The 11,446-nt window shown below is 62.3% G+C and carries 9 protein-coding genes; 6 read left to right on the top strand and 3 right to left on the bottom strand.

The genetic code is table 11. The features are described from left to right. The 3 genes from K8U03_22335 to K8U03_22345 form a co-directional block, all read right to left on the bottom strand. Window positions 1-328, bottom strand: a 328-nt coding sequence (locus tag K8U03_22335) for an FAD-dependent oxidoreductase (GenBank protein ID MCE9607635.1), incomplete at its 3' end; no start/stop codon positions are given. A 15-nt stretch (window positions 329-343) separates the two neighbouring features. After that, the gene (gene thiO, locus K8U03_22340; GenBank protein ID MCE9607636.1) at window positions 344-1,486 is read right to left on the bottom strand and encodes a glycine oxidase ThiO; all 1,143 of its coding nucleotides are present in this window, start codon (window positions 1,484-1,486) and stop codon (window positions 344-346) included. Between the two features lie 66 nt (window positions 1,487-1,552). After that, on the bottom strand, window positions 1,553-1,813 hold the full coding sequence (locus K8U03_22345; GenBank protein ID MCE9607637.1) for a glutaredoxin family protein: 261 nt from the start codon (window positions 1,811-1,813) through the stop codon (window positions 1,553-1,555). Window positions 1,814-1,847: 34 nt separating this feature from the next. Between K8U03_22345 and K8U03_22350 the strand changes: the two genes are divergently transcribed. The 6 genes from K8U03_22350 (at window position 1,848) to K8U03_22375 (ending at window position 11,422) form a co-directional block, all read left to right on the top strand. After that, window positions 1,848-3,710: a serine/threonine protein kinase gene (locus tag K8U03_22350; protein ID MCE9607638.1), complete on the top strand. Its 1,863-nt coding sequence runs from the start codon at window positions 1,848-1,850 to the stop codon at window positions 3,708-3,710. A gap of 93 nt (window positions 3,711-3,803) precedes the next feature. Further along, window positions 3,804-5,891: a serine/threonine protein kinase gene (locus tag K8U03_22355; GenBank protein ID MCE9607639.1), complete on the top strand. Its 2,088-nt coding sequence runs from the start codon at window positions 3,804-3,806 to the stop codon at window positions 5,889-5,891. Window positions 5,892-6,383: 492 nt separating this feature from the next. Further along, window positions 6,384-7,106, top strand: coding sequence for a hypothetical protein (locus K8U03_22360; protein ID MCE9607640.1), 723 nt, complete (start codon window positions 6,384-6,386; stop codon window positions 7,104-7,106). A gap of 269 nt (window positions 7,107-7,375) precedes the next feature. Next, a complete protein-coding gene (locus K8U03_22365; protein ID MCE9607641.1) occupies window positions 7,376-9,349 on the top strand; it encodes a hypothetical protein in 1,974 nt (657 codons plus the stop codon). Window positions 9,350-9,557: 208 nt separating this feature from the next. After that, a complete protein-coding gene (locus K8U03_22370; protein ID MCE9607642.1) occupies window positions 9,558-10,175 on the top strand; it encodes an SIS domain-containing protein in 618 nt (205 codons plus the stop codon). 266 nt (window positions 10,176-10,441) lie between these two features. Continuing rightward, window positions 10,442-11,422, top strand: coding sequence for a hypothetical protein (locus K8U03_22375; protein ID MCE9607643.1), 981 nt, complete (start codon window positions 10,442-10,444; stop codon window positions 11,420-11,422). Window positions 11,423-11,446: the final 24 nt, after the last annotated feature.

Genomic DNA, 11,446 nt, shown 5'->3' on the forward strand with positions numbered 1-11,446 from the left:
CTTGTTGAATGCAATCGGCCAGCAGATCGCACTCGGACAACGGCCCGAAGTAGCGCTCGACCCATTCCCGGCCGGTAAGAATTTCACCCGCCGGTGCCGGCCGCCAATCGGGATCTTGATTGCGCAGCGAAGCGATCCCGAGCGACGTAACGTTTTGCTCCCACGGCGCGAACCACGCGAGATGCCCGGCGCCGCGAACTTGTTCGAGGGTTCGGCCTCGTTCGTAAATATCGACATCGTAGCCGAGGTAGCGCGCATAGAGCGCGGCTTCCAAGCCGATCGGGCCGGCGCCGACGATCGCGATCTTGGCGGGAGTATCGACGGACATAATGGCTTTTCGATCCTAATGGGATGTCGACGGGACTGTTTTCGGTTCACGATCGAGACGGAAGGCCGCGAGATCGACGAGCGTCGGTTCGCCGTTCATCAGTTGCGCCATCACGACGGCGGTCGCCGGCGACAAACACAAGCCCCAACGGTAGTGCCCCGCGGCGACATACATATTCGCGCAGGTCGGCGAACGACCGAGGTAGGGGAGTCCGTCGGCCGAATGCGGACGCAAGCCGGCCCAGCTTTGCTCGACCGTGGCGTCGTTCAGAGCCGGAGCGATGTGGAGCGCGAAGTCGAGCAGATCGCGCACGACGATGCTCGTCGTCGTCTTATCGAAGCCGACGTCTTCCTCCGTCGAGCCGACTAAGACCCGACCGTCTTGGCGGGCGACGAAATACTTGCGGCCGGAGTAGACGATTCCATTGATCACCGGTTTCGCCGGATGCAGCAGCGCGATCTGTCCGCGGATCGGCTTGATCGCAAGCCGCAACCCGAGCAGTTCGCCGAGGTGCGCACTCCAAGAGCCGGTCGTGAGGCAGAACTTCTCGGCGGCGAACGTGCCGATCGGCGTGCGCACTTCGCGCAGCAAGCCGTCGCGCAGGATGAACTCTTCCGCCGGCGCGGCGGTCGTGAACTTCACGCCGAGGTCGGAGCAAGCGGCTTCGAGCGCACGGATATACCACGGATTGCGGAGCTGCGCTTCGCCGGGAACGTAATAGCCGGCCGTGATACGTCCGTCGTCCATGGCGCCGGCCAACGCGGGTTCGACCTCGGCGAGTTTCGCCGCGGTGAGCTTCTCACACGGAAGATTCTGCGCGCGAAACGGTGCGACGTCGTTCTCCAGTCGGTCCAACACGCTCGTATCTTGCGCAAGGTAGAGCGCCCCGCGACAGTGGTAGCCGGTGTCGATGCCGGTGTCGTGCTTGAGGCGCGCATTCCATTCGATGTGCAAGTCGTAGGCATGGCCGCCGAGTTGCGCAAGCGGCGGATCTTCGGCGCGCACGATCGCCGGCGGAACGATGCCGGCGCCGGCCCACGACGACTCGCGGCCGAGCAGCCCTCGTTCGATGACGCGCACCTTCTCGCCGCGTCGGGCCAACTCGTAGGCCAGCGACAGGCCGATCGCGCCGCCGCCGATGATGAGTGTGTCGTCCATAAGAGAGTGCCGCTGAAAGTCGAAAGTAAAAGTGCGAAAGGCAAGATGAAGATCGAACGGCTGCGCTTATCCGGTGGCCGATTCGCTTTGCAGGATTCTTCTCAGCAGCGTCGGGTCGACGCCGCCGCGAAAGCGCTCTTTGCCGTTGATCTCGACGACCGGAACCCAATGATCGTAACGGGATTTGAGCTCCGCGTCCGGTTGCGAATCGATATCGACTTCGCGCGGCACGAGACCGAACTGCCCGAGCACGAGTTTCACGTCGTCGCAAAGATGGCAGCCCCGTCGGGTATAGAGGACGACCGAATGTTCGTGAGCGGACGGCATGGCGCGAGTGGTTTGCAGGGCGGATTGTGAGCGAATGATTCTGATCGTATTCAATTTGAAACACAAGTCGTCGTACGAAGCTCGAACGACGACGAATGTCTTGTCGGAGTCGGTCGCAGGTCACTACGTTAGGAAGGCGACGCGAGCCCTCGAAGATGAGTATATGGTCGACGCCATGTCGAATGTAGCCGACGAAGCGCTTTTAGAGGTGATCGAGAAGAGCGGTCTCATTTCACCTGCGACGCTGACGAAGGCGATCGGTGAGTTGGAATCGCTCGCCGGTAGCGATGCGCGCGGCGACGGCCTTCGCTTGCTCGAGCACTTGGTCGCTTCGGAATTGCTGACCCCTTGGCAAGCGGGAAAGTTGCGGCAACATCGGCACAAGGGGTTCTTGCTCGGCAATTATAAATTGCTCAGCAGGCTCGGCGCCGGAGGGATGAGCAGCGTTTATCTTGCCGAGCATATTCACATGCGGCAACTGCGGGCACTCAAAGTGTTGCCGCGCGAGCGGGTCGCCGACGCGTCGTATCTGGCCCGCTTCTATCGCGAGGCGCGGGCCGCCGCCGCGCTCGATCATCCGAACATCGTCCAAGCTTACGACATCGACAGCGACGGTGAAACGCATTTCCTGGTCGTCGAATATATCGACGGCTCCGACTTACAAAAACTGGTCACGCGTAAAGGACCGTTGTCGTATGCCTCGGCGGTCGACGTCATGCGGCAAGTCGCCTCGGGCCTCGCGCATGCCCACAAGGTCGGAGTCGTGCATCGCGACATCAAGCCGGCCAATCTCTTCGTCGACGCCGAAGGAACGGTGAAGATCCTCGATATGGGCCTCGCGCGCTTCACGGCCGAAGAGATCGAACAACAAGCGTCGCTGACGCAGATGCACGACGAACGGGTACTCGGAACCACGAACTATCTGGCACCCGAGCAAGCGATCGACAGCCATACGGTCGATGGGCGCGCCGATATTTATAGTCTCGGCTGCACCTTCTATTTCTTGCTGACCGGTTCGCCGCCGTTTCCGAGCGGAACTGTCGCCCAGCGGTTGATGAAGCACATTAACGAGCGTCCGGAACCGATCTCTACTCGCAGACCGGGAGTGCCGCGCGAGTTGGAAGCGATCTTCGACAAGCTGACCGCCAAGCAACCGAACTCGCGATATCAATCGGCCGCGGAAGTCGAGCAGATCTTTCGCGATTGGGAGGGTAGCAACGAGCATGACGTTCCCGACTCGGGTCTCGTGATCCGCACGAAGCCTCCGGAGGAATCTTCGCAGCGGCGCTCGAAGTCGGCCTCGATGACGTTCACGGAAGAGCGCGTCGCGTCCCCCACGAAAGACACGCTCGGCGGGCGAGGAGATCGAACGGGAATCCGCGATCAGCCCCCGCCCCAGGACGACGACCTGCAACTAGCCGACGACGATGCTCCCGTGCGTACGCGAGCCGGCGAGGTTCGCAACTCCAATTCGCGCAGCTCTCCTGCAACGAAGAAGGTCGAGAATCCCGCCGCGGCGCCGATCGCCAACGCCCGCCAAGAGCCGCCAATAAAAGTCGCCGATGGAGCCGCAGCGAGAAACAACGACTTTATGGCGGAATTGATGAGCGCCGCAGAAAGCGCAGCTCCGGCCCCTATGCTGCCGGGCCCGATCGCGAGCGGAAAAAAACCGGCACCGCTCGTCGCTGCGAAGCCACGGCCTCCGGCGTCCGAGGCCGACGAAGGGGAGTCCGTAAAGAAGGATCTCGACCGGCTTTTCCGTCGTCACCCGATTTTTGCGACGATCATATTCGGAATGTTTGCCGTGATGCTTGTATTAGGATTATATTATATGATAAGAAGTTCTCATGACGCGCCCTCGTCTTCAAGCTCCTCCGGTACCTCACGCGACCAATAGCCGTCGTCGCGAGGTTCAGGATTGTCGTTTCTTGGCGGCAGCAGCGAGTCGAAGACGCCCCGAGATGCCAGATCCAGCAGCTTGATCGACGCTATGTCGAACCTTACCGGCGACCAAATTTTCGAGCTTATCGAGAAGAGCGGCCTTATTACGGCCGACTCGCTTACGAAAGCGCTGGCCGATTTCGAGGCCGAGGTCGGCCCGGAAGCAAAGACCGAAGGGCCGAAGTTCATCGAGTATCTGCAGCGGGTCGGGCTCGTTACCGAATGGCAGAGCGAAAAGCTGTTGCAAGGCCGGCACAAAGGCTTCTTTCTCGGCAACTATAAGCTGCTTCGCCACCTGGGCTCCGGCGGCATGAGCGCCGTGTTCCTTTCCGAACACAAGCACATGCGGCAACGCCGCGCCATCAAAGTGTTGCCGCAGGCGCGCGTCAACGACTCTTCGTACCTGGGCCGTTTCTATCGCGAAGCGCGAGCCGCCGCGGCCCTCGATCATCCGAACATCGTTCGCGCCTACGACGTCGACAACGACGGCGACAACCATTTTCTCGTCATGGAATACGTCGAAGGGAACGATCTGCAAAAGATCGTCTCTTCAGGGGGCGTGCTCCCTTACGAGACGGCCGCGGAATACATGCGGCAGTCGGCGGCAGGGCTCGTGCATGCCCATCAGGTCGGCCTGATTCACCGCGACATCAAGCCCGCGAACTTGCTGGTCGATCCCAAGGGGGTCGTCAAGGTTCTCGACATGGGCTTGGCCCGCTTCGCCGACGACGAAAAGCAGGCCTCGCTCACGCAGGTTCACGAAGAAAACGTCCTCGGAACGGCCGACTATCTCGCACCCGAGCAGGCGATCAACAGCCACACGGTCGACGCGCGGGCCGACATCTATAGCCTGGGCTGCACCTTCTACTTCGCGCTAACCGGCCATCCGCCGTTCAACGAAGGAACATTGACCCAACGCCTGCTGATGCACCAGCAGAAAGAGCCCCCTTCGATCACGATCGACCGGCCCGACGCCCCTCGCGACTTGCTTGCGATCTGCAAGAAGATGATGGCGAAGAAGCTCGACGAGCGCTATCAAAACGCCGGCGAGGTCGAGCACGCGCTCACGCAGTGGCTCATCGACCGAGGCGCGATGCGCCCCAGCCAAGCCGCGAACTATTCGGCTCCGACCGCAGGCGCGGGGGCGAATAACGCCAATCGACAAGCACCGGCGAACCCGGGCGCTCGGCAGCCGGGTTCGCCTCCGACCGGACAACGGATCATCCCGAAAGGACGCATCGCCGGCGACGGAGGACCGCCCGTCGGCGATACGCTTTCGGGCCAAGGACAGGCGACGACCAAGGGCCCGGCCGGAAAAAAGCCTGGCACCGACGGAAAAACGGCCGACGGACGCAAAAACGACCCGAACGACAGCCCTTCGAAGATCGGCAAGAAGATCCCGATGGCGAAGGCGCTGGGAGCGGACACCGCCGCACCACCGGCAGCGAATCCGAAGGCAAGTCCTAAGACGAATAACGACTCGTCGGGGGCCTTCAACTTCAACATCAACACGGGCGGCGACAGCGACGTCCTCTCGAGCAAGCAAGGGAAGAAGGGGGCGACCAAGCCGGGCGAGAGCGGCAAAACCGGATCGGGAAAAGGGCTTTCCGATAAGCCTGCCTCGGGCTCGGGTAAAGGCTCGGCTGCGGCCAAAGCTCCGGCTCCGACTCCAACTCCGACTCCGGTCAAAGGCCAGAAGTCGGGCCCCACGAAGGGGAACACCCCGGCGGTCGTCACGGCTTCCGCCGAGGCAGCGAAGACCGACCCGGCCGATCCTGCGGCACCCAAACCGAAGCTGCGCCGTAAAAGGAAAGTCACGGCGAAGGACATGTGGCTGTTCGGCCTGGGAGTCCTCATCGTCTCGGCAGGGCTCGTTGCCGCGCTGGTGTATGTGCTGAACTCTCAGGAAGCTCAGAAAAAGGCGGAGCGCGAGGCCAAGGAGGCCGCGGCGGCCGCCAAGCCGACGGGCACCGCGAAGTCGCCGACCGCTGCGGACGCTCCCGCTCCCGTGGCCGCTCCAGCGTCGACGGCTCCGATCCTATCGCTGCCGAAGCTGAAGCCGGTGGCACCGCCGACCCCGGCCGATCCGGATGCGGCACCCGCGCTCCCTTCGATTCCCGCGCCGAAATTGAAGTAGCGCGCTTCTTCGATCCGGCCGATCGGCATAACCGACACGCGTCTGCGCGCCATGCCGCGCTGCAGCACGCCGCTCTTAAAACGGCATCGCTCGCGCGCTCGATCACGCGTTGAAAGTCGCGCGCGAATCGTCTCACCTTGAGACATCTTCTGCCGTTCATCGCCTCTGCGATGGTTCGACGCCGCGACCTCGGCGGGGTCGAAAACGGCTCCAAAATACCCCAAAGTCTCATTTCGGGCCTGTCAAGCGGATTTACAAGCCTATGGCATCGCCCGACTTACGACTTTGCTTGTTCCGCCCTAACTAGGGCTTAGCATTAATAGAGGGCGGGTTTCGGGGTAGTTAGGCCTAACAAGGCTGCAAGCAACCACGAAGCCCGCAGCCGTCGAGCTGAGACCTTCCTCTATCTCCAACACGTTTGCTTCGGATTGACCAAGGATTGCGGAACGCATGTCGAAATGATTCGACCTGAAGCGCCTGAGGGCTGTGCAAATGTCGAAACATGTGAACGGACGTATCGCGGATCGCTCCGCGCTGACTCATACTTTCCCGTCGCCGGCGAAGGTCGAGCATACTTCGGCCGGCATTCGTCGCGCCCGTCGCGTTCGCGTTCGGGCCGCATCGAGCGACCAGCGCGAGTTCATGCCCCCGGAAACATGGCATGAGCCGCAAGAGCAGACCGATGGCTATCGCTTCGTCGTCCAACCGGCAGGGGCCGGCTTCCGCCATGTCGTCACCGTGGACGAAGTACGCGAGCGCCTCAGCCGGCTCCCGGCCGAGTTCTTAGCACCGCTCCAGGTCGTGCAGCTCAGCCGGATGACGCGCAAGAAGCGCAGTATGCCGCTCTACGGCATGCAATGGGGCACGGCTTTGTACCTCTACCCGATCGAAGCCGACCTCGTAGAGTCGTATGCCGTACCTCCCAGCCCTGCCCAGCTTAACGAAGCCCGGATGTACGGCGGCAAGTGGGAAGCGGTCGGCGGACGCTGGCGGCTCACTTGGACCTTGGCTGCCGCGAAGGATTTCTATCTCAACAACATCCTGATCCACGAATTGGGCCATCTCCTCGACAATCGCAATACCCGCACCGTCGATCGGGAGCGGTATGCCGAGTGGTTCGCCGTGCAGTACGGCTACCTCCCGACGCAGGTGGCGCGGCGCCAAGCGCTATCGCTGACGGGCCGCGAGGTGGTCCGACGCCACGCGCGGCACTAACGCGAGATCGCACAGCGAACCGTAAAACCGTCGTCAGCCTTACGACCGGCCCCCGAACCCTGATTCGGCGGCCGGTCTCGCTTTTGGTTCCTGCTTTCCGAAAAGCCGGCGAGTTTCACGGTATGCGAACTGGACTCCGCTTCCTCGTGGTCGGTATACTAATCGATTGCTTCTTTCAGGTATTTGGCTGTTAGCCGCGCCTCGATGCGTTTTGCCGGCGCATCACGGAACAGAGACGTCGGTGATTTCATCTCGCGAGAGGAAACGCTATGTTTGCGCGCCGATCCCTCCTATTGCTCGTCGTCGTCGCGACCGTTTGGTCGCCCGTCGCCCGCTCCGCCGAATTGTCGGCGGAGCGCAAAGAGAAACTGATGTGGCTCGATCAGTCGCTACAGAAAGTAGTGACGCTTTATCGCGAAAAGAAAACCGACGAAGTGAAGACGCTCGTCGGCGAGATCGATAGCGCGCTGAGCGCCTATCAAGTCGCCAACGAAGGGGATGCCACGTTGGAGCCGGTCTTGGCTCCGTTTCGTGCGCGACTGGCCGCGGCTCGCAAACTGGCCGAACATTCGCCGCTGCAAGTAGCGAGCATCACGCCGCTCGCCAAGCCCGCCGCCGCTCCGGTGCCGAAGCCGGGGACGAACACGCCGCCGCCGGCGGTTCCGACGCCGACACCGAGCGCTACTCGCCCACGACCGGGCGTGCGCCCGATGCCGAATGCCAACGGCGAAGTGAGCTTCACGAAAGAAGTCGTACCGATTCTCGTCGCGAAGTGCGGCGGTTGCCATGTGCGCGGATCGCGCGGCGACTTCAGCATGGCGAACTACGCGGCCCTCATGGCCGGCACCGGCGGCACGCTGACCGTCATCAAGCCGGGCAAGGGTGAGACCAGCATCCTCGTCGAGAAGATGGCCTCGGGCGAAATGCCTCCCGGCGGCGACAAAGTTTCGACCCCCGAGTTGGCTTTGATCTCGAAGTGGATCGATCAAGGCGCGAAGTACGATTCGCAAGACCCGAGCACGTCGCTGATGCAGTTCGGACCCGACGGCACCGTCGGCGCGATGCCGGGCGCGGCACCGCTGGCCCGCGCCGCGGGGAATGAAAAAGTGTTGTTCATGCGCGACGTCGCGCCGTTGCTGATCACCGCTTGCTTCGATTGCCACGGCAACCTCGGCGGCAACAACAACTCCGGCAACTTCGGCATGTCGACCTTCACCGACTTGATGCGAGGCGGACAAGACGGCCCCGTCGTGACGCCCGGTAATGCGGAAGGAAGCGTGCTCGTGAAGATGCTACGCGGCACGGCGAAGGGATTGCAAATGGAAGCCCGCCCGCGGATGCCTCGCAACGGCCAGCCGTTCGACGACACGCGTATGTCCGTCATCACGACCTGGATCAACGACGGCGCGAAGTTCGACGGGGAAGACCCGCAAATGTCGATCGATCTCGCCTACCGCATCGCGCAAGCGAAGCTCGCGACGCACGAAGAGCTCACCGCCTCGCGTATGGTGTTAGCCAAGAAGAATTGGGCGACCGCCAATCCCGATTCGCCCGCCGAAGTGATCGAAATGACCGACTTCCTGTTGATCGGCGATCTCGGTCCGGTGCGCATGCAAGAAGTGCAGAAAGTTCTGCAGACCGAACGAACCAAGTTCGCCGCAGCGTTTAAGTTGCCGACGGACAAGCCTTTGCTTAAGGGGCGTTTGACGGTCAACGTGTTCGACAAGAGCTTCGAGCATAAGGAATATAGTCGGGTCGTCGAGCTGCGCGAGTTGGCGACGGGCGTCAGCGCTCACTGGGGCTTCAACTACATCGACGCCTACGCCTGCGTGACCGCTTCGAAGGACTCCGCCGACACCATCGCCCCGCTCTTGGCGGAAGTGATGATCGGCGCTTATCTCGATTCGCTGGGTTCGGAAATGCCGCGCTGGTTCGCGATCGGCACGACGCGCAACATCGTTTCGAAATTGCACGCCAAGAGCGACATCACGAAGCAATGGGAAGATAATCTCGCGCCGGCGATGGCCTCGCCGCTCAAAGCGGAATCGATCTTGAACACGAAGAATCCCGACAGCAACATCTCGGCCATCTCGCAAGCTTTCGTGAAAGACCTGATGCGGTCTCCCACCTGGGCTCCGCTGATGGCGACGATCGCCAAGGGGGGGCGCTTCGACGGCGCGTTCTCGCAAGCGTATAAAGGACCGGCGCTGCCGATCATGGTGCAGTGGCTCGGCAAACGCTAGCCGAACCGACGCGACCACGAACGGTGCGCTGATTCTGTTTCTATGCGAGAGCCCGACAACCACGCTAGGTTGTCGGGCTCTCGTCGTTGATACCGCGGATTTTCGCCGACGCGGGTCGCTGGTATTCGCCATATAACCCGAGTCGTTTATAATGCTCGCGCTTCGATCCGCTCCCTAACTTCCGCTCTTCGTTTCCAAGGCCACGACTATGCTTGGTGCTTCCCTCGATCTTCCGGCCTATATGTCTCGCCTCAACGCGGAGCTCGATCGAACCGATCGAGAACCGATCCGTCGCTTAGCCGATGCAATTTACAAATGCTGGCAAGACGGCAAGTTCGTCTTCATCATCGGCAACGGCGGTTCCGGCTGCAACGCCTCGCACATGGCCGAAGATCTCGGCAAGAGCTCGCTCCGCGAACGCGATCTGAAAGACGAATCGAAGAAGCGGCTCAAGGTGCTCAGCCTTACCGACAATCTCGGCTGGATCATGGCCGTCGGCAACGACATCGGGTACGACCAGATCTTCGTGCAGCAATTGATGAACTACGGTTCCGCCGGCGACCTGCTGATCGCGATCTCCGGTTCGGGCAACAGCCCGAACATTCTCGCGGCCGTCGATTGGGCGAACCGTCACGATCTTAAGACGTTCGGTCTCACGGGCTACGGCGGCGGCAAGCTCGTGAAGCAACAGCAAGACGGCTTGCACGTCGCGCTCGACGACATGGGCATGGTCGAGAGCATCCATCTCTGCATCTTCCATTGGGTGCTCAACGACGTCTTCGCCCGCATCAACGGCGAAGGCCGGTTCCAGAACGCTGTGAGCTAAGACGATGGCGCAGCGGGCTCGACCTGCCCGCGAACCCGCAAGCGAGGCCTCGGTGCTGCTTGCCGCAACGATGTTCGCTTGCGGATTCGCGAACGTTTGATCTCGCGCAAAGAGTTGCACCGCCGGCAGCGCCCGCGTCGACAAACTCACCGGAATCGTTACAGTTTGCCGCGGCTCGCCGTCGATAAACTACGTCGACGACGGAGATGTTCTTCGTCGACGTTGCCGGCGATCATCCGTCGGCGCCCCTTTTGCGAGCCGCGCGTATGTGGTGCTCCAGCTGCCGACAAGACGTGCCGGGCGTGTTGAACGTCGTCGGCGGCAGTCACGGCTGCCCGCGCTGCGGAACGCTGCTGGCCGAAGACACCGGGCTCGACCTCATCGCAGCGCTCGACGAAGATTCGCCGGCCGCCGAATTCGGCATCTTCGAGAACGGGCCGACCACGCACAACGCCGGCCGCACCACGCCGGACGGTCTCGCGGAAGCCCCGCACTTCGAACCGGTCCGCCCGCCGCGCGCCGAGCCGGCGCGCGTTTCGTCGCTCCGTTGGGAAGCGGCCAATTGGGAGCTCAACGAAAAGCTGCGGCACGTCGAACGAGTCACCGCGGGGACGCGCCGCCGCTTCGATCCGCCTGCCGCGACCGCCGACAACGACGCTCGTCGGCCGCACTTCGCCGACTCCCCGAATCGTAAGCCTTTGCCGCCGCGCGCCGAAGCGCATCCGCCCTCCTACGCTCCGCCGGCCCATTCTCCTTACGACGCTCCGCAATACGCGCCGTCGCAATTCCCTTCGCCCTACGGTCCTTCGGCTCCCCAAGGGCCTGGCCCGCAATCGCCTGCGAACCCTTACGAAACTTCGCCGCATGAGTGGAACGAGCGAGGTCCCTCGCTGGCGCCGCCGAGCTCCACGGAGCTGGCCGTCTCGTTCGTGTCGTGGTTGTTTCTCGGCATCGCCGTGACGGCGTTCAGCTGCGGCGGATTCCTCGCCGGCTGGGGCGCGATCGCGGCTCGTCCGAACTTAGAACAACTCGGCATGCCGATCATCCTCTGCGGATTATTGGCGCTGGTCATCGGCCTGCTGCCGCAACTCTTCTTGCGTCACGCGCAAGAAGAACGGAAGCTGCGCGAAGCAGCGCTCGGTTCGCACGGCGAGAGCCGCACGCACACGGCTTTTCGTCCGCCGCACTTTGCGCAGCGCCGCAATCGTGAATACGATCGCGCACACGAAGACCGCTCCGAGTACTAAGCTCGGCGCGATTAAATCTCGCGG

Source organism: Planctomycetia bacterium, assembly GCA_021413845.1.
Classification (GTDB): Bacteria; Planctomycetota; Planctomycetia; order Pirellulales; family PNKZ01; genus PNKZ01.